Genomic DNA, 22996 nt, shown 5'->3' on the forward strand with positions numbered 1-22996 from the left:
GCCAGGAGCCTCCACTTGAAACGATATTGGTCAGAATATACGAGCGAGGCATTCTCCCGCCTGGAGCGCGATAAAATCGTAGCAGTTCTGCCCGTTGGCGCGATCGAACAGCACGGACCACATCTGCCTCTGGCAGTGGATGCAGCTATTGTGGACGGTATGGTGAAAGAAACAATCGCCCTCCTTCCCGATGAAAGCAAAGTGCTGTTCCTGCCAACGCAAGCTATCGGCAAAAGCAACGAGCACAGCCTTTATCCCGGCACACTGACATTCTCGGCAGAAACGCTCATTCGCATGTGGTGTGAAATTGGCGCCTGCGTTGCTGCAAGCGGCGTTCGCAAAATGGCGCTGCTGAACAGCCATGGCGGCCAGATCACGGTGATGGACATTGTGGCGCGCGAATTGCGTATCAAACACAATATGATGGTTTTCAGCGTCAACTGGTTTGGCCTCGGAATGCCTGAAGGCGTTTATAGCGAGCACGATCTCAAGCACGGCATTCATGCCGGCGACATGGAAACCTCTGTCATGCTCGAATTCCACCCGGATCTGGTGGATATGTCGAAGGCGCAGAATTTCCGCACACTAACCGAAACATTTGCTTCTGATTACAAGCATCTTTCGCTGAGCGGTGGCGCAAAGCCAGCATGGCAGGTGCAGGACATCAACGCTCACGGCGCTGCTGGCGACGCATCGATTGCCACCGCTAAAAAAGGCCGCAAGACCATCGACTTTGCTGCCGAGCGCCTGGTCGAGGTGCTGACCGAGATCGAACGAGCGCCACTCTCGTGGCTCGATAATCAACCTGCCTGGTAAGGACGATGAGCGTGGCCCCCAACTCGCAAACCCCATCTTCCCTGATCGATATCAACGGCGTCTATAAGCAATATGGAACAGGCGTCATTGCGGTCAGTGATATGTCGCTCAAGATCGAACAAGGTCAGTTCGTAAGCTTCCTCGGCCCGTCAGGTTGCGGCAAGAGTACAGCACTTCGCATGATTGCAGGCCTTGAATCCATTTCGGCAGGCAACATTCACGTCAATGGCCATGCACCGGGCAAAGGCCCCATTGGTGCGCAGGACATCGGCTTTGTGTTTCAGGAGCCTACCTTGATGCCGTGGGCCAGCGTTTTCGACAATGTCTATTTGCCGCTCCGTCTTTCTGGCATTTCGCGCAAGGAGGCCTCGCTGCGCGTGGAAGAAGTGCTGACGCAGGTCGGCCTCTCCCGCTTCGCCAACGCCTTTCCGCGCGAACTTTCGGGCGGCATGAAAATGCGCGTTTCTATTGCCCGCGCACTGGTCACGCGTCCGCGTCTGCTGTTGATGGATGAGCCTTTTGCGGCGCTCGATGAAATGACGCGTTTCAAACTCAACAATGATGTTTTGCGGCTATGGCAGGAACACGGCCTGACCGTGGTCTTCGTCACGCACAGCGTTTATGAGTCCGTCTATCTCTCAAACCGCGTCATCGTCATGGCCGCACGCCCCGGACGCGTCGTTGCCGATATTGCTATTGAAGGCAGCTATCCGCGCGCTGAAAACTTCCGCACCACGGAAGCTTACGCAAAGGATTGCGCGCGCGTTTCCGATGCACTCACCGCAACGCTTTCGTCGCAAGACATCGACCATTAAGGACAGGGATCATGCAAAACCAAACGCCTGTTCTGAATTCCGAACAACACCGCCTGGCCCGCAGAGACCGCAACTTGCGCATCATCATGCCAACGCTTGCGATCATCATCGCACTCGGCATTTGGGAAGGTCTGGTGCGCTATTATAATGTACCGCATTATTTGATCCCAGCTCCATCGCTCATCGGCGAAACGCTAATTAAAGACGGGCCATCGCTGATGACTTCGATGTGGTTCACGGTCAAGCTCACGCTGATTTCGTTACTCTGCGCGATTATCGGCGGCGTTCTGCTTGGCATGATCTTCGCGCTGTCCCGACCGATTGAAATGGCCTTCTTTCCGTTTGCCGTCATTCTTCAGGTAACACCGGTCATTGCCATTGCACCGCTGATCCTGATCTATGTGCGCGATACGTTTTCAGCCCTGCTGATCTGCGCATGGATCGTGGCCTTCTTCCCGATCCTGTCAAACACGGTTATCGGCCTGCGTAGCGCCGATCATAATTTACGCGATCTGTTCAAGCTCTATCGTGCCTCGCCGTGGCAGCGTCTGCGCTATCTGCTTGCACCAAGCGCCCTGCCTTATTTCATGGCAGCGCTCAAGATCGCTGGTGGGCTCTCGCTGATCGGTGCTGTGGTGGCAGAATTTGTTGCTGGCAGTGCTGGCCAAAGCACTGGCCTGGCCTCGCGTATTCTGGAATCGAGCTTCCGCAATGAAATCCCGCGCATGTTTGCTGCACTGTTCCTCGTTTCGCTGCTTGGTATTGTGATTTTCCTGATCACAAGCTGGCTGTCGCGCCTTGTGCTCGGACGCTGGCATGAAAGCGAGATCCGTCGTGAACGATAAGATTGGAAACGCTGATTTACTCAAAGGCGTCGTGATTGCAGGTCGCAGCGGATACTATGATATCAGCACCGATAGCGGACGCATTGCTTCACTGACGCCTTCGCAAGCAAAAGGCGGCGGCTTTATCACACCGCTTCTCGCTGATGTGCATGTGCATCTCGACAAGACATTCACCATCGGTCGCATTGCCGAGCGTGGCAGCGCCAAAGTTGAGTGTCTGTTCGATGCGATTGATCTGATGAATATCGACCGTGAGAGCTGGAACGCCGACGATATTCACGCCCGCGCCACACGTGGTCTTGAAGCAGCTTATGCGCAAGGCGTTGGTGCCATGCGAACTCATGTCGATTGGACCACACCTGATGTACCGACCGCCTGGCCGGTGCTGAACGAGCTGCGTCAGGAATGGCAAGACCGCATCGATTTTGAACTTGCAGCGCTTATCCATGGCGATATCGTGCTTGATAGCGCTGCTGCAATTGCCCAGCGCGTGGCAAAAGACGGCGGCGTTCTTGGCGCTTTCTTCTATCGCAATGCTGATCTTGACGCCAAAATCGAACATATGTTTCGTCTTGCCGTACAGCATGGTCTCAAGCTCGACTTTCACGTCGATGAAGGGCTTGAATTGGAAGCTGATGGATTCTCGCTGATTGTCGCTGCAACCAAGCGTCACAATATGGGACGCCGCGTTCTTTGCGGTCATGCCTGTTCGCTTTCGCTGCGTTCACCCGAGGAACTAAGCCGCATTCTTGATGCCGCTGCGGAAGCTGGAACAGCGCTTGTATCTCTGCCGACATCCAATCTCTATCTGCAAGACAGGCTAGGCGGAAAATCGCCGCGTCTTCGCGGTGTAGCACCATTGAAAGAAGCACGTCGTGCAGGCATTGACGCCATGCTTGGCTCCGACAACGTGTGCGACGCTTTCTATCCCTATGGCGATTATGATCCGCTTTCGGTTCTTCGCCTCGCAGCCCCGGTCTGCCACCTTGAGCCGGATGAATGGCTCGACAGCATCACCACCCTGTCCGCGCGTTTCATCGGAAGTGACCGCGTACAGGCACTGAACGAAGGCGGGAATGCGAATTTTATCTGGCATGACGCCACAGATATCAACGACCTCATCAGCCGTCCGCAGGCGCGTCGCGTCATCTGGCGCGATGGCAAAAAAACAAATCGGAGAACCCCATGAATTCTGCCGCACCACAGCGCGTCTATGACTGGGCCGCCTTTCGCGCCGATATCGAAGGTATCCGCATTTATGACGACCCCAAGCAGGTCGAACTGCGGTCCCGCGATTATTTCTGGTATAGCCCGATCCTGACTGAAGACATCGGCCATTATTTGGGCGATCTCGTCGTCATCCCGAAAGATCAGGATGAAGTGCGCCGCGTTGCAGCAGCAGCAGCAAAGCTTCGCATTCCGATAACTGTTCGCGGTGGCGGAACCGGCAATTATGGTCAGTGCGTTCCGCTCGAAGGCGGTGTCATTCTCGATATGACAAAGATCGACCGCATCATCGCAATCGAACCGGGTAAAGTTCGCGTTGAAGGCGGCGCACGTATTTCGCGCCTCGACGATGCTGTGCGCGAAAAGGGCCAGGAACTGTTGATGTATCCGTCGACCCGCCGCATCGCCACCATTGGCGGCTTTTTCTCAGGCGGTTCGGGCGGCATCGGTTCTCTGCGCCACGGCATGTTGCGTGACGATGGCAATGTCTATTCGGTCAAGGTTCTAACCGTTGAGCCAGAGCCTAAAATCATTGAGCTGACAGGCCGCGACATCCATAAGGTGCAGCATGCCTATGGCACCAATGGCATTATTCTAGAGCTCGAAATCGGCCTCACCAAAGCAACCGAATGGGTGCATACTGCGGCGCTTTTCGATAGTTATGAAGCAACGCTGAAATTCTGCCTCAAGGCGCTGGAAGAAAACCTAGATTGCTATCTGCTGACGACGGTAGACCGCCGCTTTGCTCGCTTCTACACTAAATTTGGTGATCTTTTCCCATCCGACAAAGATGCGGTTTTTGCGATGATTGCACCGGAAGAACTGGCTCGTTTCAAGCAATTGGCCACTGAGTTCGGCGGCAATGTATCCTTCTCAATGACCCTTGATGAGCTGCACAAAGCCGGTCTTCAGCCTGCATACGAATGCGGCTGGAACCACACCACCCTTCAGGCGCTGAAGGCAGAGCCGGGCTGGACCTATTTGCAGGTTGCCTATCCGCGTCCGTTCGACATCGATGTGGTTACACGCCAGATCGAACGCTACGGTGAAACGCAATATATGCATCATGAAATGGCGCGTCTGGAAGGCGAAGTTCAAATTTTTGCCCTACCACTTGTGCGCTTTGAAGGCCGTGAGGAGATGTATCGCCTGATCGAGGAGCTGGAGCAGGTTGACGGCTGCGATATTTACGATCCTCACGCCTATACGATCGAAGACGGCGGCATGAAGGAAATCGACAGCACGCAGATCGAATTCAAGAAGCAGGCCGATCCATATGGCCTGCTAAATCCAGGAAAAACCCGCGGCTGGACAGCCGACATGGCACTTTCAAACTGATAATAGGGGAACGAAACGAATGAAAAAAGCACTCTTTGCGGCAGTCGCCGCTTTCTCGATCGGCCTATCCGCGCAGATGGCCTATGCACTCGATAAGGTGACGCTCGGCACCAACTGGCTGGCGCAGGCTGGTCACGGTGGCTTTTATCAGGCTGTTGCAGATGGCACTTATGAGAAATATGGCCTCGATGTGAAGATCGAAATGGGCGGACCTCAGGTCAACAATCGCCCAATGCTCGCCGCTGGTCGTCTCGACTTTCTGCTGACCGGCAATCTGCTTTTGTCGTTCAACAATGTTGCCAATGACGTGCCAACAACGGTTGTTGCGGCTTTCTATCAGAAAGACCCGCAGGCGCTAATGGCGCATGAAGGCGAATACAAGGACTTCAAAGACCTCGTCAATGCACAGACAATCCTGATTTCCAAGGATGGTCAGTTCTCATTCTGGCCATGGTTGGTGAAAGATTTTGGCTTCAAGGACGAACAGCTCCGCCCTTATGGCTATAGCCTGGCGCAGTTCCTCGGCGACAAGAAGACTGTGCAACAGGCCTACGCCACAGCAGAACCGATCTATGCTGAGAAAGAAGGCGCGAAAGTCACAACCTTCCTGCTCGCAGATCAAGGTTATAGCACCTATGCAAACACCATCGAAACGCGTCAGGAACTGATCGAAAAGAACCCTGACCTTGTACAGCGTTTTGTGACCGCTTCCATCGAAGGCTGGACCAATTTCCTCTATGGCGACAACAGCAAGGCTTATGAGCTGATCCTCAAAGACAATGCTGATATGAGCAAGGAAACGCTCGATGCAGAGCTTGCACGTCTTAAGGACCTCAAGCTCATCGACAGTGGCGACACGCTGGAAAAGGGTATCGGCGCCATCGATATGAACCGCGTTAAGGAATTCTACGAACTGGCTCGTAAGTCCGGTATCTTAAGCGGTGATGAGCTGGAGATGGCCAAGGTTGCTACCGACGCCTTCGTAAACAAAGGCGCAGGTCTCGACATCAAGAAGCAACTGGGCCAATAAGCCTCTGATTTGAAGATAATGGCTGGCGGATATGACAACCGACAACGAGAATGACGATAATGAGCTGACCAGCCGAGACAAAGTTCTTGGCCGCAGGCGTCGCATTCAGGATGCTATTCGCACAGCCGCAATTGATGAGTTCGCAGAAAAAGGACTGGTGGGCGCGTCCACGCAGGGTATCGCTCAGCGCGCGGGTCTCACCAAGCCTCAACTCCACTACTATATCTCCAGCAAGGAAGAACTCTACGAGGATATCATCATCTTCATCCTCGACGAGTGGGAAGATATTTTCCTTGGGGCTAGTACCGAAGAAGAACCCGCGAAAGTTATCCGGCAATATATTCGGGCCAAGCTCCAATATAGCCAGAAAAACCCGAAGGCTTCCCGTCTTTTCACTACCGAAATTGCCAATGGCGCGCCCTATCTAAGCCGCCATTGGAAGAAGCACGTCGCTGCCACCCATAATGCGGTGAGGCTCATTCAATCATGGGTAGACGATGGTCGGATTAAACCAGTCGATCCTCTGCTTTTTCAAATGCATATATGGGCAGTCACCCAGCACTATGCAGATTTTGAAGCGCAGGTGCGTAGCATGATGTCGCTCAGTAAAGACGAGCCACTAGATCTTGATCGCTTAGAAAAAGAGGTTTCAACGCTTTTTCTGCGCGGCTGCGGCCTAGCTTGAAGCCCTGCTAAAATTATCCGATCATGGGCGAGATTAAAAACGATGTCGGGAAATAAAGAATTAGGTTGCATCCCGGAAGTAACGTGCGTTAAAGTTGTTGAAAGTTTTCGTAAGCCCGATCAGTCGATCCTAATCGGCATTTGATTTGGACAAGCATCGACCATCCCTTGGCGGGGGCGATGCATTAAGGAGCAGGTTCTTGGGGAGGAGCCTGCTCCTTTTCCATTTGGACAATGAGGCCAATCCCAGCGAAACAAAAGCCCCGGTTTTCCGGGGCTTTCTTTCACGTTGAAGCCATTCCAAAAACTGCAGATCAGTTTTCCGAAATAGATGCGCGTCAAAACACGCAATTCAGACGCTCATCTGAAAGCAAGCTTATTCAGCAAGCCATTCTTTAATTCGGTCCGGATTGTCTGCAATGTACTTGTCAACGGCCTTCTCGTAGGAAGTCTCCTGCGCATCAAACATTGCAGCTTCCAACTCGCCAATCGGAATGCTCATCTTCTCAAGGAGAGACGCAACCTTAGGGTTTTCTTCCTTGAAGCCCTTACGAGCCAAAGCATCGATGTGTTCAGCGCCACCGAGGGCACCTTGCGGATCCGCAATATAGCGCAGCTTATATTTGCCGAACATCCAGTGCGGGCTCCAAGACGTGGCGACGAACCAGCCATCCGAACGCGTTGCACGATCAACAGTAGTCAACATTGCAGCTTCACTCGAGATATTCAGCTTGTAATCAAGTCCGTATTTTTTAATTGCTTCGTCCGACAGGCGGGTCAGACCTGCACCCGGATCGATACCTTGGATTTCCCCCTTCAGTTTCTCACGAACTTCAGGCTTTTTCAGATCTTCAATCGAGCTGATCTCGCTTTCCGGGATATAGTCCGGAACAATCCAGCCAAGCTTTGCACCTTCATAAAGCGGACCAAGATTTTCAACCTTGTCTTCCACACGCTTGTAATAATCAGCATGGGTTTCAGGCAACCAGGCCATCATCATTGCATCAATATCGCCACGGCTTACGCCTTGATAAAGCGGTGCTACGTCGGTCTGAACCAGCTCAACCTTCTGACCAAGTTTGTCTTCAATCAGCTTGGCCGCGAGCTTGGTGACGAATTCTGCGTCAGACCAGGGAGCCCAGCCGATCTTCACTGTTTTTCCGTCCTGCGCGAATGCAGCTCCGGCAGACAAGCTTCCAGCTATTACTGCTGCAAGACCGAACTTTGTTAGCTTTCCCAACATGGCTTCTCCTTTGTGATTAACTGTCGTTCCCGTTTTATTTGTTTATGCTTCCTGCTTGCGGAACGCAGATGATGATGGCTCATCTGCCGTCTTTTTCATAAAGGACAGCCTTTTGAAGAAGCCCAACAAGCCCCCGGAATTTCTTTTGCCGAAGCTCTGTGTGATACGATCGAGGATAACGGCCAGAATGACCACTGCGAGTCCGCCTTCAAATCCCTTACCGACATCAAGACGTTGAATACCGGTCAAAACCGTATTGCCGAGGCCGCCTGCGCCAATCATCGATGCGATAACCACCATCGAAAGCGACAGCATGATGGTCTGGTTCATTCCAGCCATGATGGATGGCATGGCGTTGGGAAGTTGTACCTTAAACAGCAGCTGGCGCGAGGTGCAGCCAAAAGCGAGACCGGCTTCAACAAACTCAGCATGAACCTGACGGATACCGAGATTGGTGAGACGCACCACAGGCGGCATGGCGAAGATGACGGTTGCAATCGTGCCCGGCACAGCGCCGAGGCCAAAAAACATTGCTGCTGGAATGAGATAAACGAAGGCTGGCATCGTCTGCATCAAGTCAAGCACCGGACGAACCACCGATGCCACAGCATCGCTACGCGCCATTGCGATACCAAGGGGAATACCAATAACCACGGCAATAATCGTAGAGGCGAGCACAAGTGACAGGCTCTCCATCGTGCCGCTCCACAATCCCATATGGATGATGAGAGCGAGAGCAAATACTGTGAAAATTGCGAATTTCCATCCCACACGCCACAGCGCAAGCAGCGTGAGAATAGCAATGCCACCGAAAGGCGGAATTGCAAGAAGAGCATTTTGAATGCCATCGGTCACAAAACCGATTGTGGCTGCGATCATATCGAGCGCAGGCGTAAAATGATCAAGAATGTAGTTCACCACTACATCTGCCCATCCGCCGATACTAAAATTCAGATCCATGGTTTACCGTCCATTTCAGATCGAGTTACCTATGGCTGGACATTGTCCAAAACGGGTGTCCAATACGGGATCAAACCCGAATGCCTGAGAAAATATGAGCGCGCGGATCAGCCCGCGCGGCCGAGAGTCTCTAGCAAAGCCGATTTACTGATAGCGCCGAGATAGCGGTTATGCCGGTCGGTGACAGGGACAGGCCAAGGGCTTTCAGCCACACGCACCAAAAGACCGGAAAGTGGAGCATCGGCCTTTATCGCAGCCGCACCGTCCAACTGATCGCTCTCCGCCTTAAAGCTTCCACTTGCGAGCAAATCTCGTGTAACAACGCCACGGTAAATGTGATCTCCATCCAGCAACACACCGTAAGACTTGCCGCTCGCTTCAAGACGTTCAAGTGCCGAAGACAATTGCGTTGGATCGAAGACGATCAACTCGTCCTCACGCGCAACATCTGCTGCTGTGAAGACGCGTGAGACATCAACATTGCGGAAGAATGAGCGCACATAATCGTTGGCGGGCGCGGAGACGATTTCGTTCGGCGTTCCAACCTGAACGACCTTGCCGTGCTGCATGATGCAGATACGATCACCAATTCGCATGGCTTCATCGAGATCATGGCTCACGAAGATGATTGTGCGGCTGTGTTCTGCCTGAAGACGCTTTAGCTCATCCTGCATTTCGGTACGGATCAGTGGATCAAGTGCAGAGAAAGCCTCATCCATCAGCAAAATGGTCGGTTCGCTCGCAAGTGCTCTTGCAAGACCGACGCGCTGTTTCATGCCGCCGGATAGCTGATCAGGCATCGAGTTGGCGTATGGTTCGAGCCCAACAGCCGCTAACGCTTTGAGTGCTTTTTCGTGGCGCTCGGCCTCACCCATTCCCGCTACTTCAAGACCGAATGAAGCATTGTTCAAGACTGTACGGTTGGGAAGTAGAGCAAAGGACTGAAACACCATGCTCATGTCGCGGCGGCGAAGATCAATCAGTTCGCGCTTCGACATTTTAACAATATCCCGGCCATCGACTTCGATGGAACCTGCCGTTGGCTCTATCAGACGATTGAGCAGTCGCAGAAGCGTCGATTTACCTGAGCCAGATAGACCCATGATGACGAATACTTCGCCTTCTTTAATGTCGAAGGTCGCATCATCTACGCCGATTGTAGCACCAAGATCACTGTGAATCTGGGCTTTTGATTTGCCTGCATGCAATTCCTGCATTGCACGCTCTGGATCATCGCCAAAGACTTTAAAAACTCTATTCAAGCTTATCTTGGTCTTCGCAGGCGACTTCATACTTTCTTCCTTGTATAAAATACCATGCATTATGTTTAACCCCGCTGTGCTGACGGGTTTAATCTCCTTTTTAACATCATTATTTCTTCATTCATGCGCGAATTTGACATGCGCAACTTGCAGGCTTTGAATGACCCGCTGAGAATGATTAGCGATCGGTGTGATGTATTTATATAGGCCATTTCCCGACATGTCCACCCACAGTGACGGATTCATCTTGGCGCAACCCGTTCCCATAATTGTTTTTGATGAGTTGCACGACGAAATATACGAGCTGATCGACAGGTCCAATTGTGAGGACTAATCAACCGTTCTGTCATTAATAGTAATCCGGGGAAAGGCTTGTACACGAGCGAGCTGCGACAAATATGCAGTTAGCTGCGACATGAGACAATTTAGTATTCTCAGAATACAAATTAGGTTAATTACAGTAAATTTGTATGATTATACTTATGACTTATCTGGGGTCATTTGCCAGAAAAATGGGCAGGGATCAAGCGATCCTCACCCACAAATTTGAAATGAGTTAACCGCCCGAAATTAGCGATTAACCATATATCCAACGAAGCCCGTAATACGCCAGCGATCGTCATGGCGGCGGCAAAAATAAAGTGTTTGCCAGTTTAATTCGTCGTGGGTTCCATCTGCTTTTGCGATCGTTCCATGAAATTTTTTGCGCGCAATAGCGACATCGCCATTGATATCAATCACGTTGAGTCGCGTCGCACGAAAAATTCCGTCTGAAAGAGATTCGGCATATTCGGTTGCGGCACTTTCCGCTGCCTGACGCAGCCATTCATCGCGGTAAGCGGTAAGTGTCGGGAATGCGGCCTCCCATTTATCGGGATCAGATTCACCGTGAGCATGGATGCCTAAAAAGCGAGGCTCGTCAAAGTCATCGGCGACCAATTGCCAATTTTCAGTGACGAAAGCCTGGATATCGCGACGCACAAGCATTTCCCAGATTTGCTCGCGGTCCTTGTCCGCGACGAATGGATTGACGGCCCCTTCCAAATAATCCTCCTAATTACTTTAGTTTTCCACGCGCTGCCACCGGCAGTATATCAATGACATCGTCACCTGATATAAGGTGTACTTCGTCGAAAAGATTGGTGACGACGCAGACGTGATCAGGGATGACCCGAACCTTGTCGCCGATTTTCAAACCAGCCAGATCACCTTTGAGCGTGCCATGTTCCTCACTGAGGCCCGTTACCCTGGCTTCCGGTTTTCCGGCCAGCTCGCCAAAGTCGGCCAGTCCGAGCGTATCGCTTGAAAGTGACTTGGAGCCGGCATCAATGATTGCACGATCTTCAGTTGGATGGCTAACGATTGTCGACAGCACGGTAAACGCACAATCATCCAGCGTCGCAGCACCCTTTGCCACCTGATGCCGGTCGAAGTAGATATAGGTGCCCGGTCGATATTCTGTAATGACGCTTTGTGCCGGCGAACGCCACATATCGGGCGTGCCACCACTTGATATCGTCTCACATTGAATGCCATTTTCTGCGAGAAGATTGCGTGCTGTCAGAAGCCAATGCTCAGCCTGCTCGGCCTTGCCAGCGGCCGGATAGGTCATCAATCCACCGAACTTCAGGCCCTTGCTCTGCTCAATCTGGCGCGCAAGTTCGAGCGCTTGTTCAGGTGTTTGCACGCCACAGCGCCCCATGCCCGTATCACACTCAACCAGCACTTTGAGCGCGCGCCCTTCATTGTTAAAGCGCTTTGCCAACCCCTCAAGGCTTGTCGCATTATCGACGGTGACCGAAATTGTGATACGTTGATGAAGGGCATAAAGCCGCTCGAGCTTTTCCTTGCCCAAAATATTATAAGGCAGAAAGATATCGACAATGCCAGCATCGGCCATAACTTCGGCTTCGCCGATTTTCTGGCACGTGATTCCAACTGCGCCAGCCTCAAGCTGCCGCCTTGCAAAGAACGGCAGTTTATGGGTTTTGATATGCGGACGGAGCTTTACGCCGATAGCATCGGCGTGAGCTTGCGCCTTGGCAATATTGGCTTGAACCCGATTAACATCAATCAGAATTGCAGGCGTATCAATGTCACGAACGGTCGTAGGCCTTGTCATTCTTCAATCTCCCAGCGGCAAGCGTGGATCATCAATCTTGAGTGTGTTCAAACTGTGCTTGATGCGTCGCAGGCTCTCAAGCACTTTTGGTCCATGAATTTCAGCCGTGGCAGTCGCAATCATGTCAAGAATTGCCATAAGTGCGAACCGGGAAGATGTCGGCTTATAGAGATTTCCATCTTCATTGGGCTGAAACGGAATGACCGTGTTTGCCGCCTTTGCCAAATCAGATCCCGGCGCTGTGATAGCAATGGTTTCAGCACCATATTGTCGCGCGACCAGTATCGCCTCGACAACGGATCGGGCATAACCCGAGACTGAAAACGCGATGACCGTTGTTTCCCGCGTTGCAACAGCTGCATACATGCGCTGAAGTTGTCCATCCACCTGAGCCAGCACCGGAATGCCCAGCCGGAACAGGCGGTTCTGCAATTCCGTCGCCATCATCGATGAAATCCCGCCAGAACCTATGCACAGCACAGACCCGGAGCTGATTATCCGCTCAGCGATCTTCATAACAACAGACATATCGAGATTGTCGCTTGCGCGATGTATTGCAGCGACCGCAGCATCGGCGACGGCAGAAGCAATACGGGCTTCACGGATATCACGGGCCGGCGCCTCAGCTGTCAGATATTGGCCACCAATTGCCAGCGCCTGTGCGAGAAAAAACTTGAAATCACGAACGCCGTCGCAACCCAACGCGCGACAGAAGCGTGTTACAGTTGGCTCGCTGACCCCAGCACGTGCGGCAATTTCCGAGATTGCTGCCTTGGATGCATAGTCAGGATCAGACAACACCAATGCAGCCAGTCGTCGGTCGGATTTTGACCCGTCCTGTGCTGCGGCATGAAGCCTTGTAATGATGTCTGCAACCTTACTCATATGGGATTTATAGCGGCAAACCGCTTTCCTTATCGAAGAGATGAATATGTTCAGGCTTTGCCGTTACAAGGACTCGCTCTCCCGGTGCAAGGTGAATACGTTCGCGGAACACGGCTCTCACAGCCTCGCCCGCAATTTTTCCATAAACATGAGTTTCCGGCCCAGTGGGCTCGACTACTTCAATAGAGAGCGTCAACCCCTCAGCTTCCCTCGCAATGACGAAATTTTCAGGCCGCACACCCAATTCAACGCTGCGCCCAGCATTAGATTTTCCGGGTATGGCGATTTCTTCACCCTCGTTTGTGCGGAATTTTCCACCTTCGATCAGCTCACCCGGAATAAAGCTCATGGAAGGAGAACCGATAAAGCCTGCGACAAACTTGTTAGCGGGACGATCATAGAGATCGAGCGGCGCACCAATCTGCTGAATCTTGCCTTGATTCATCACAACGATACGGTCCGCCATTGTCATAGCTTCGATTTGATCGTGTGTGACATAGATGACCGTCGATTTCAGACGATGATGCAGCGCCTTAATCTCGGTACGCATCTGAACACGCAGCTGTGCATCGAGATTGGAAAGCGGCTCATCGAAAAGGAAAACCGATGGCTCACGCACAATCGCACGTCCCATGGCGACCCGCTGACGCTGCCCGCCGGAAAGCTGGCGCGGATAACGATCAAGATAGGAATGCAGATTGAGGATCGACGCGGCCTTATCCACTTTGGCTGCGGTGGTTGAACCATCTTCGCCGCGAATACGCGGACCAAAGCCGATGTTTTCGCGTGCCGTCATATGCGGAAAGAGCGCATAGGACTGAAACACCATTGCGATGTTGCGCTTTTGCGGCGGCAGATCATTGGCGCGCTGGCCGCCAATAATCAGATCACCACCCGAAATCGGCTCAAGCCCCGCGACCATGCGCAGAAGCGTGGATTTACCACAGCCAGACGGGCCGACGAGCACTAGAAACTCGCCATCCTCAATATCGAGATCAACCCGATCAAGAACATTCATCTGTCCGAAAGATTTGGTAATGCCACGCAGGGAAACATTTTTCATCACTCAGTTCCCGTTAAGAATATCATCGATAAATGGACGACAGCCGGCCATAAGTCCGGCATCGACCGGCAATATTGTGCCGGTTATGCCCGACGCTTTGTCGGATGCGAGGAAGGCAACCGCTTCTGCCACCTCATTAACTTTGACAATTCGCCCAAGCGGATAAAGTCGCTTGAGCTTGTCAAAAACGGCGGGGTCTTTCGCTATGCGATGATCCCAGGCTGACGTATGAATTGAACCGGGGCAAACCACATTGGCCCGTAAGCCGTTCTGCCCGTATTCAACTGCCAGCGCCCGCGCAAAGGCGTTGATTCCTGCTTTTGCAGCTGCATAGGCGGGGTTGCCGAAATGTGAAAGCGCGTTGACGGACGAGATGAACACGAATGTGCCATGGCCCCGCGCCGCCATTTTCTTGGCGATTGCGGTGGAAATTGCACTGACACCGGTCAGGTTGAGATCGATTTCGCGGTTGATGGCGGCCTGATCAAGCTCCTCGAAGGATTCCGAGCGCGTCCAGCCAGCATTATTGATGACGATATCCGGCACGCCATCGCTAGCCAGAATGTCATTTGCTGAATTTTCCAGCGCATTACGGTCCAGAAGATCAAATGCATGGCGACTGTCAAAACCATCTGCCTGCATCACGTCAATGCTTGTATCGCAGCCAATGATTCTCGCCCCACGCGATGAAAATAGCTGTACGAGCGCTGTGCCGACGCCGCCGCCTGCGCCGGTAATCAATACGGATTTTCCGGCAAATTCGCCTGAATGCTCCACTCCATTCCCCTTTATACAGCACTTTTCGCGCCTGCTTATTCTGACTAGCCTAGAAGTGAAAATGTAAGTTTGCAACAAAACTTTTTACTTGAAAGCGCAAAATTTGCCGATAATGTAAGAAAATAACAAAAATTATGACGTCTTCACATGAAGCATGGGCAAACAAGGGAACGGGAAAATGTCTATTAATAAATGGAAGGCCGGCCTTTTGGCTGGGTTGAGCATTCTGGCAATTGGTTCAGCCGCACAGGCTGGCGAAGTGCGTATGACGGTGGCGGAGTACAGCTCCAAGACTGGCCCATATTTTGAAGAAGTGAAGAAGGCTTTTGAAGCCGCAAATCCTGGCATCACACTCAATTTCGAGGTTGTGCCATGGGATGTTCTTCTGCAGAAACTGACTACCGATATCTCGGCAGGCACCAATGCTGATCTTTCGATCATCGGCACCCGCTGGCTGATCGACTTCGTTCAGCAGGGCATCGCCGAGCCGCTTGACGGCTATATGGACGATTCATTCAAAGGGCGTTTCATCGAAACGTTCCTATCGCCTTCGGTATTGGAAGGCAAAACATATGGCCTTCCTATCGCAGCGTCCGCGCGTGCAATGTACTACAACAAGGATTTGCTTGAAAAAGCAGGGGTCGCCAATCCTCCGGCAAACTGGGACGAAGTCAAAGCTGCGGCTGAAAAAATCAAGGCGCTAGGCGGCGAAAATTACGGTTTCGGCCTTCAGGGCAAGGAAATCGAAACCGACGTTTATTACTATTATGCGATGTGGTCGCAGGGTGCAGAAATCCTCAACAAGGATGGAACTTCAGGCCTGAGCACACCGGGCGCATTGGAAGCTGCAAAGCTTTACAAATCGATGATCGACGGGGGCCTCACCCAGCCAGGCGTTACCTCCTATGCGCGTGAAGATGTTCAGAACCTCTTCAAGCAGGGCAAGGTCGGCATGATGATCACTGCGCCGTTCCTGTCCAACCAGATCAAGGAAGAAGCGCCAAACCTGAAATACGGAGTGACGGCAATCCCTGCCGGCCCAACGGGCGCGCGCGGCACCTATGGCGTGACAGACTCTGTCATCTTGTTCCAGAACTCCAAGAATAAGGAAGAGGCTTGGAAAGTTCTCGACTTCCTGTTCCAGACCGAATGGCGTGCTAAGTTCACGCAGGGCGAGGGCTTTCTTCCTGTAAATAAGGAGGAAGCGAAGATGGATTATTATGTCAATAATGCCGATCTCGCTGCTTTCACGGCTCTGCTTCCAGATGCGCGCTTTGCACCGATCATTCCGGGCTGGGAAGAAATCGCCGACATCACATCAAATGCGATGCAGAGTATCTATTTGGGTCAAGGCGAACCGGAAGCCGTTCTGAAGGAAGCTGCCTCCAAGGCAGATGCAATCCTGAAGAAGTAATCCCATCAACCCGGCAACAGGTCAGCTTAAAACAGTTTGCGCTGTTTTGTTGCCGGGTTCCTTTTTCTTCCGTGGAATTTTTGGCCGATGCAAAATCGCACCCTGCCCTATTTTCTGATCCTGCCAAGCCTGCTGCTGGCTGCGGTAGTGATCTTCTGGCCGGTTGTGCATCTCTTTGAGATCGCCACCCATGATGTGAACCGTTTTGGCCAATTGCGCGATTTCAACGATGGTGCAAACTTTACCGCCCTGTTCGCATCACCCGATTTTCTCAATGCATTGTGGCGGACTGCCGTCTGGACCGTGGCTGTGGTCGGTGGCGCACTTGTTGTGTCCGTACCGGTTGCGATCATCCTCAATATGGATTTTTACGGTCGTTCCGTTGCGCGCGTTATCGTCATGTTGCCGTGGGCGGTTTCGCTCACGATGACAGCAATCGTCTGGCGCTGGGCGCTGAACGGCGAAAGCGGAATGCTCAATTCGGCTTTGCGCAATCTGGGACTGATCGACAGTAACATCCAGTGGCTTGCCAGTGCTGCAACCGCATTTCCGATGCAAATTCTCGTCGGCATTCTGGTAACTGTGCCGTTTACAACCACGATCTTCCTTGGCGGCCTGTCGTCTATCCCGGAAGACCTTTACGAAGCTTCGTCGCTTGAAGGTGCAAGCCTCTGGCAACAGTTTCGTGAAATCACGCTGCCACTGCTCAAGCCATTCGTGAATATCGCAATCGTGCTCAACACGATCTATGTGTTCAACTCCTTCCCGATCATCTGGGTGATGACACAGGGCGGACCGGCGAACTCCACCGATATTCTCGTAACTCACCTCTATAAGCTGGCTTTCCGGCTCGGAAAACTCGGTGAAGCCTCGGCGGTATCGCTGATCATGCTCGCCATCCTGCTTGTTTTCACGGCCATATACATCCGGCTATCCATGCGGAGCGAACGGGCATGACCGCATCAAAAGTAAAACGTACATTCATCGCATGGATCATCCTCGCGCCATTGATCGTGCTGACGCTGTTTCCATTTGCCGTCATGTTCCTGACAGCAGTAAAACCGCCGCAAGAGGTTCTGTCTCCAACGTGGTGGCCGAGTGAATTCCGCTGGGCAAACTTCTCCGAAATGTGGGTGCGAACCGGCTTCGGTACAGCTCTTCTCAACTCTTTCTACGTTTCGGTCATCGCTTCCATCGGTGCAATTATTGTGTCGATCCCAGCAGCTTATGCCATGTCGCGCTTCCATTTTGCAGGCCATGGCGCGTTCCGCCAGTTCCTGCTTGTTTCGCAGATGATCTCGCCAATCGTGCTGGTGCTCGGACTTTTCCGGTTGCTTGCAGCTTATGGATTGATTGAAAGCGTTACAGCCGTAGGCGCAATCTATATGGCCTTCAATATCGCCTTCACAGTCTGGATGCTGCAGAGCTATTTCGACACGATTCCGAAAGATCTCGAAGAAGCCTCATGGATGGAAGGCGCTGGCCGTTTCAAGACACTGGTGAAAGTGTTCTTGCCGCTCTGTCTGCCTGCTATCGCCGTTACAGCGATTTTCACATTCATCAATGCATGGAACGAGTTCGTCGTCGCACTCACCATGCTGCGCAGTCAGGGAAGTTACACCCTTCCTATCCAGGTCTTCTCGCTGGTTGCAGGCCGCTACACGGTTGAATGGCACTATGTCATGGCCGCTACTCTCGTAGCCACCTTGCCGGTCGCAATCCTCTTCATATGGCTGCAGCGCTACCTGATCAAAGGTCTGGCACTCGGGGCTGTAAAGTAAACGGAGTCATCATGTCAAAGAAACAAGCTTTCGGTGCGTCCCACGTACCGCTCTCCCCTGCTGTGCGCGCTGGCGACACAGTTTATATCTCCGGCCAGGTGCCAATGGGAGCTGACGGCAAGATCGTAGAAGGCAATATCGAGGCCCAAACCAAGCAGGTTCTTGAAAACATCAAGGCAGCTCTGGCCCTCGCCGGAGCAAACATGGAAGATGTCGTCAAAACGACAATCTGGCTTGAAGATGCACGCGATTTTGGACGTATGAATGCGGTTTACGCGACTTACTTCCCGAAAGATCCACCGGCGCGCACCACGGTCGAATCCCGTTTGATGATCGATATCAAGATCGAGATTGAAGCCATCGCCTACGCACCGCAAAAATAGCCCGGGCAAACCATATGCGCATTTTCACAGCGTCGCTTGCAACTGAGACCAATACATTTTCGCCTGTCCCAACCGACCGAGCGTCGTTTGAAATGGCTTTTTATGCAGCACCCGGAAAACATCCTGACACACCGACCCTGTGTTCATCGCCTATCGTTGCTCTGCGTAAACGGGCTGCAATTGATGGCTTAACTGTCATTGAAGGCACGGCCACATGGGCTGAGCCTGGCGGTTTACTTCAAAAGCAAGCGTTCGAAGAACTGCGCGATGAAATTCTGGATCAGCTCAATGCAGCGATGCCCGTGGATGCGGTGGTCCTTGGTCTTCATGGCGCGATGGTTGCCCAAGGTTATGATGACTGCGAAGGTGATCTGCTTGAACGCATCCGCGCAATCGTTGGACCGGATATTCTTGTTGCCAGCGAGTTTGACCCACATAGCCATCTGACGCAAAAGCGTGTTGAGAATCTCAATATTTACGCCGCGTTCCTCGAATTTCCGCACACAGATTTTTACGAACGTGGCGAGCACGTCGTGTCTCTCGCTCTGGACACCCTCAAGGGCAAGATCAAACCGATCATCTCGACATTTGACTGCCGAATGATCGGCGTTTTTCCGACGAGCAAGGAACCGATGCGATCCTTTATTGATCGTATCAAAGACTTGCAGGGCAAGGACGGCATTCTATCCATCTCAGTTATTCACGGATTTATGGCAGCCGACGTCCCCGAAATGGGAACAAGGATTCTCGTCGTCAGCGACAATGATGCGGCCCAAGGGCAATCGTTAGCCGAAAAACTTGGCCGTGAGCTCATCGCCATGCGCGAGCAAACGCCGATGACCATGTATCACGTTGACGAAGGCATTGATCGCGCAATTGCCGCCCATGCAGCTCAGCCATCTAAGCCTGCTGTCATTGCCGATGTGTGGGATAATCCTGGCGGTGGTGTTGCGGGAGATGGCACTTATATTCTTCGACGCTTGATCGAACGTGGCATTCAAAACGCCGCCATTGCAACAATCTGGGATACGTTGGCGGTCACGTTCTGCCATGCTGCTGGCGAAGGTGCAGTCATCAATCTGCGCATTGGTGGCAAATCCGGCCCGCAGGCTGGCGAACCTATTGATGCGAGCGTCACGGTGATGAAAGTGTTGCAGGAAGGGTGGCAGAGTTTTGGCCTCAGTCGCGTCACCCTTGGACCTTCGGCAGTCGTCCGCATCGTTGGAACTGAGATCGACATCATTCTCAACACCAATCGCACGCAGACATTTGAGCCGGATATCTTTTCAAATTGCGGCATAGACCCGATGCAGAAAGACATTCTGGTTGTGAAATCGACCAATCATTTTCATGCAGGCTTCGCGCCTATTGCCGCAGAAATCATCTATGTGGATGCACCGAGTTCTTATCCGGTCAATCCGCGTGTGACAAACTACCAAAAAATGCTGCGGCCAATTTGGCCGCGAGTTGACAACCCATGGTGAAATGTAAAAGCGCGGGAAATTCCCGCGCTTTTATTTCTTAGTGTGCAAGATAGGTAGAAATGATCGGCACATAGGTAATTAGAGCCAGCAGAATAAACAGACCCAGATACATGCTGAATGCCTGACGAGTAAAATCGCCCACTCTGACTTTGGCAATGTTGCACACCATTAACATAACGGTGCCCACTGGCGGTGTCAGTGTGCCAATCGATAGATTTACGATGACGATAATGCCAAAATGGACCGGATCAATGCCGAGTGCTTTCACGGTTGGCATCAAGAGTGGCACCAGAACAATCATCAGTGCCGTGCCTTCAATCAGTGCACCCAACAGCAGCAGGATCACGTTGACTGCAAGCAGGAACGCATAAGGATTGCTGGTGAACGACGAAATCAGCTGCATCAGCGACTGGCCTGCCTGTTCCAGCGAAAACACCCAAGCGAGCGCAGACGACGCCATGATCACAAGCATGACTGAGGCTGTGGATTTGGCGGTTTCGATAAGCGAGTCAACTACGTGTGAAACACGCATTTCTCGATAGATCACAAAGCCGATAATCAGAACAAGCGTCACCGCTACCGCACCAGCTTCCGTCGGCGTGAAGATGTTCATGCGGATACCACCGATAATAGCGAACAGTAGGAACACCGCTGGCCATGCCGATGCAAGCGTCGAAGCGACTTCCGAACGGGTCATACGCGTTTCACGGCTTGGCTTATAGCCACGCTTTACTGACGTGATGTAGGCCGCGATCATCAGAATAACGGCACCGAGAAGGCCCGGAATAACACCAGCCATAAACATCTTGCCTATGGATACGTCAGCAATCAGACCGTAGATGATGAGTGCAATACCCGGAGGGATAATCGGAGTGATCAGCGAGCCAGCTGCCGTGACGGCACAGGAAAATGCCTTATCATAGCCACGTTTGACCATTTCCGGCACCATCATGCGTGTCAACATGGCGCTATCAGCTAAATTGGAAGCGCTCACACCGCCCATAAGAGTCGAAACCATAATGTTGGTCAGCGCCATACCACCACGCATTCGACCAACCAGAATATCGGCAACCTTAATCAAACGTTCAGCAATACCCGTATGTGACATCACAGTGCCAAGCATGATGAAGAACGGGATCGCCAAAAGCGAAGTGTTCTGTGCCGGACTGATGAAACGCTGAACAGCGATTGCAATCGGCATCTGGTTGAAGAAGATGAAATATGTAAATACAGCAATCAGAATGGCCACATAAAGGCGCATATTGAGCGCGATCAGCGCCAGCATGATAAGGACGATGGTGGTCAGGTTCATGCCTTGCCTCCCGCAAAAGCGGCGCGCAAGGTTTTGAAAGCGCCAGCGAACATGTAAACGGCGATAATCACGAAGCCAACTGGTACAGCGATATCGATCCAGAAATAGGAAACACGGAGCACATCAGTCACTTTGAACTGTGCTGCAACCGACAGCTTGTAACCGGCATAAGAGACATAGAGCAGAAACAGGCCGGAGAAGATTCCGATGATCGCATTGACGACGTCTCGGACCTTGTCCGAGAACATGTCCACCAGCATCGGGATTGCGAGGTGCTGGTTGCTACGCTCAGCGGCGACGCTGCCGAGCATAACAATCCAAATCATTAAAAGACCGGCCATTTCTTCGGTCCATTGCAGCGGCTGATGCATCCAGTAACGCATGACGACAGCTGCATTGAACATCGCCAGCAGCACGAACAGCGGCGCTGCGGCCAGCCAATCAATCAGTTTTTCAAAATATTTCATCGGAATTGTTCCATGACGGAGCCATGCCGCAGCGAGGGTCACGACCCAATCTGCAGCATGGCAATTTCCGGATTGAAGGGGATTAGTTCAATTCGGCTTTGATCTGGTCATAGAGACCGTCAGACCATTCCGGGAACTGCGAGTAGACTTTCTCGGCCATGGCCTTGAAAGGAGCGCGGTCAACTTCGATTACTTCGACGCCGGCTTCCTTCATCTTCTCGATCATCTCGTTGTCTTTTTCGATCGTCAGCTTCTGGCTGTAGAGACCGGCATCATATGCGGACTCATGGATCATCTTGAGCTGCTCTTCAGGCAACGTCGAGAAAAAGGCTTCGCCACCGACGATCAGAGCCACGTTGGTCAAGTAACCGACCTTGCTCAGATACTTGGCTTCTTCCTGGAACTTCTGGCCATAAAGAACCGAAATCGGATTCTCGACACCATCTATCACGCCCTGCGCAAGCGCAGGGAAGGTTTCCCCCAGCGGCATTGGGGTCGGTGTAGCACCCATAGCTTCAAACGTCTTGATCTGCATGACGTTATTCGGCACGCGGATCTTCATGCCCTTGAGGTCATCAGGCGTGCGAATAGGCTTCTTGGAAATGATCTGGCGAATACCGTAAAGGTAGTTTGGCATTACGATGTGAATGCCCTTCTTCTTCAGCTCTTCGCTCTTTTCCTTAAACCAAGGACCGTCATAAACCTTGAAAAGCTGAGCCGGATCGTCGGTCAGGAACGGCCCATAAAGCACGCCGAGGTCCGGGTCGTATTCTGCCAGAAAGCCCACATCAGAAATCGTCACGACATTAAGACCCATCATGGCCTGCTCGGTCACATCCTTCTTAGAACCGAGCTGCGAGCTGGGATAAAGCTCCAGTGTGATTTCACCATTGCTGCGCTTGGCAAGATCGTCTTTCCAGTAATGCATCACCTCATCAAAAGGCTCGCCCGGGTTGTTTTCATAGGCAACTTTGATCGACACATTGGCAGCAAAGGCTGCCACACTTCCTGCCAGCAACATGCCAGCGGCGATCATGCCGGTAACGAGTTTTTTCATGATATTCCTCCCTTTTGGGGTCTTCAAACAA

At 52.2% G+C, this 22996-nt stretch carries 23 protein-coding genes; 12 read left to right on the forward strand and 11 right to left on the reverse strand.

Going from position 1 to position 22996, the window contains the following annotated elements; all coding sequences use genetic code 11:
* Positions 1–15 precede the first annotated feature (15 nt).
* Genes KMS41_15735 through KMS41_15765 form a run of 7 tightly spaced genes read left to right on the forward strand, consistent with a single transcriptional unit; the run spans position 16 to position 6756 of the window.
* The gene (locus tag KMS41_15735; protein QWK78964.1) at positions 16–816 is read left to right on the forward strand and encodes a creatininase family protein; all 801 of its coding nucleotides are present in this window, start codon (positions 16–18) and stop codon (positions 814–816) included.
* 5 nt (positions 817–821) lie between these two features.
* On the forward strand, positions 822–1631 hold the full coding sequence (locus KMS41_15740) for an ABC transporter ATP-binding protein (GenBank protein ID QWK78965.1): 810 nt from the start codon (positions 822–824) through the stop codon (positions 1629–1631).
* An 11-nt stretch (positions 1632–1642) separates the two neighbouring features.
* Complete coding sequence (locus KMS41_15745) at positions 1643–2476, forward strand: ABC transporter permease (protein QWK78966.1); 834 nt, start codon at positions 1643–1645, stop codon at positions 2474–2476.
* Positions 2448–3665, forward strand: a complete 1218-nt coding sequence (locus KMS41_15750; GenBank protein ID QWK78967.1) for an amidohydrolase family protein — start codon at positions 2448–2450, stop codon at positions 3663–3665. Before KMS41_15745 ends, KMS41_15750 begins: the two co-directional genes overlap by 29 nt.
* Positions 3662–5041 carry an FAD-binding oxidoreductase gene (locus KMS41_15755; GenBank protein QWK78968.1) on the forward strand — a complete coding sequence of 460 codons (1380 nt, stop codon included), beginning with the start codon at positions 3662–3664 and terminating at the stop codon, positions 5039–5041. The genes KMS41_15750 and KMS41_15755 overlap by 4 nt, the downstream gene beginning before the upstream one ends.
* 19 nt (positions 5042–5060) lie before the next feature.
* Positions 5061–6071, forward strand: coding sequence for an ABC transporter substrate-binding protein (locus tag KMS41_15760; protein QWK78969.1), 1011 nt, complete (start codon positions 5061–5063; stop codon positions 6069–6071).
* 31 nt (positions 6072–6102) lie between these two features.
* A complete protein-coding gene (locus KMS41_15765; GenBank protein QWK78970.1) occupies positions 6103–6756 on the forward strand; it encodes a TetR family transcriptional regulator C-terminal domain-containing protein in 654 nt (217 codons plus the stop codon).
* Between the two features lie 375 nt (positions 6757–7131).
* Here the strand turns inward: KMS41_15765 and KMS41_15770 are convergent, their stop codons facing one another.
* From KMS41_15770 to KMS41_15805, 8 genes are all read right to left on the reverse strand, one after another.
* Positions 7132–7998 carry a glycine betaine ABC transporter substrate-binding protein gene (locus KMS41_15770; protein ID QWK78971.1) on the reverse strand — a complete coding sequence of 289 codons (867 nt, stop codon included), beginning with the start codon at positions 7996–7998 and terminating at the stop codon, positions 7132–7134.
* A gap of 42 nt (positions 7999–8040) precedes the next feature.
* Positions 8041–8958, reverse strand: a complete 918-nt coding sequence (locus tag KMS41_15775; GenBank protein ID QWK78972.1) for a proline/glycine betaine ABC transporter permease — start codon at positions 8956–8958, stop codon at positions 8041–8043.
* 107 nt (positions 8959–9065) lie between these two features.
* Positions 9066–10250, reverse strand: a complete 1185-nt coding sequence (proV, locus tag KMS41_15780; GenBank protein QWK78973.1) for a glycine betaine/L-proline ABC transporter ATP-binding protein ProV — start codon at positions 10248–10250, stop codon at positions 9066–9068.
* 540 nt (positions 10251–10790) lie between these two features.
* Entirely contained in the window at positions 10791–11264 is a 474-nt protein-coding gene (locus tag KMS41_15785; protein QWK78974.1) for a hypothetical protein, read from the reverse strand.
* Positions 11265–11277: 13 nt separating this feature from the next.
* Positions 11278–12342 (reverse strand): D-TA family PLP-dependent enzyme, encoded by a 1065-nt coding sequence (locus tag KMS41_15790; GenBank protein QWK78975.1) that lies wholly within the window; start codon positions 12340–12342, stop codon positions 11278–11280.
* Between the two features lie 3 nt (positions 12343–12345).
* A complete protein-coding gene (locus KMS41_15795) occupies positions 12346–13227 on the reverse strand; it encodes a MurR/RpiR family transcriptional regulator (protein QWK78976.1) in 882 nt (293 codons plus the stop codon).
* A gap of 7 nt (positions 13228–13234) precedes the next feature.
* Positions 13235–14290: a sn-glycerol-3-phosphate ABC transporter ATP-binding protein UgpC gene (gene ugpC, locus KMS41_15800; protein QWK78977.1), complete on the reverse strand. Its 1056-nt coding sequence runs from the start codon at positions 14288–14290 to the stop codon at positions 13235–13237.
* Between the two features lie 3 nt (positions 14291–14293).
* A complete protein-coding gene (locus KMS41_15805; protein ID QWK78978.1) occupies positions 14294–15067 on the reverse strand; it encodes an SDR family oxidoreductase in 774 nt (257 codons plus the stop codon).
* Between the two features lie 178 nt (positions 15068–15245).
* Between KMS41_15805 and KMS41_15810 the strand changes: the two genes are divergently transcribed.
* The 5 genes from KMS41_15810 (at position 15246) to KMS41_15830 (ending at position 20129) form a co-directional block, all read left to right on the forward strand.
* A complete protein-coding gene (locus KMS41_15810; protein QWK78979.1) occupies positions 15246–16481 on the forward strand; it encodes a sugar ABC transporter substrate-binding protein in 1236 nt (411 codons plus the stop codon).
* A gap of 87 nt (positions 16482–16568) precedes the next feature.
* On the forward strand, positions 16569–17438 hold the full coding sequence (locus KMS41_15815) for a sugar ABC transporter permease (protein ID QWK78980.1): 870 nt from the start codon (positions 16569–16571) through the stop codon (positions 17436–17438).
* Positions 17435–18262, forward strand: a complete 828-nt coding sequence (locus KMS41_15820; protein QWK78981.1) for a carbohydrate ABC transporter permease — start codon at positions 17435–17437, stop codon at positions 18260–18262. Before KMS41_15815 ends, KMS41_15820 begins: the two co-directional genes overlap by 4 nt.
* Positions 18263–18273: 11 nt before the next feature.
* Positions 18274–18645 (forward strand): RidA family protein, encoded by a 372-nt coding sequence (locus tag KMS41_15825; protein ID QWK78982.1) that lies wholly within the window; start codon positions 18274–18276, stop codon positions 18643–18645.
* 14 nt (positions 18646–18659) lie between these two features.
* Positions 18660–20129 carry a M81 family metallopeptidase gene (locus KMS41_15830; GenBank protein QWK78983.1) on the forward strand — a complete coding sequence of 490 codons (1470 nt, stop codon included), beginning with the start codon at positions 18660–18662 and terminating at the stop codon, positions 20127–20129.
* Positions 20130–20166: 37 nt separating this feature from the next.
* Here KMS41_15830 and KMS41_15835 read toward each other — a convergent pair whose 3' ends face one another.
* From KMS41_15835 to KMS41_15845, 3 genes are all read right to left on the reverse strand, one after another.
* A complete protein-coding gene (locus KMS41_15835; protein QWK78984.1) occupies positions 20167–21441 on the reverse strand; it encodes a TRAP transporter large permease in 1275 nt (424 codons plus the stop codon).
* Entirely contained in the window at positions 21438–21908 is a 471-nt protein-coding gene (locus KMS41_15840) for a TRAP transporter small permease (protein QWK78985.1), read from the reverse strand. Before KMS41_15840 ends, KMS41_15835 begins: the two co-directional genes overlap by 4 nt.
* 82 nt (positions 21909–21990) lie before the next feature.
* The gene (locus KMS41_15845; protein ID QWK78986.1) at positions 21991–22965 is read right to left on the reverse strand and encodes a C4-dicarboxylate TRAP transporter substrate-binding protein; all 975 of its coding nucleotides are present in this window, start codon (positions 22963–22965) and stop codon (positions 21991–21993) included.
* Between the last annotated feature and the right edge of the window lie 31 nt (positions 22966–22996).

Origin of the sequence: Ochrobactrum sp. BTU1, from assembly GCA_018798825.1 — a bacterium.
GTDB lineage: Bacteria > Pseudomonadota > Alphaproteobacteria > Rhizobiales > Rhizobiaceae > Brucella.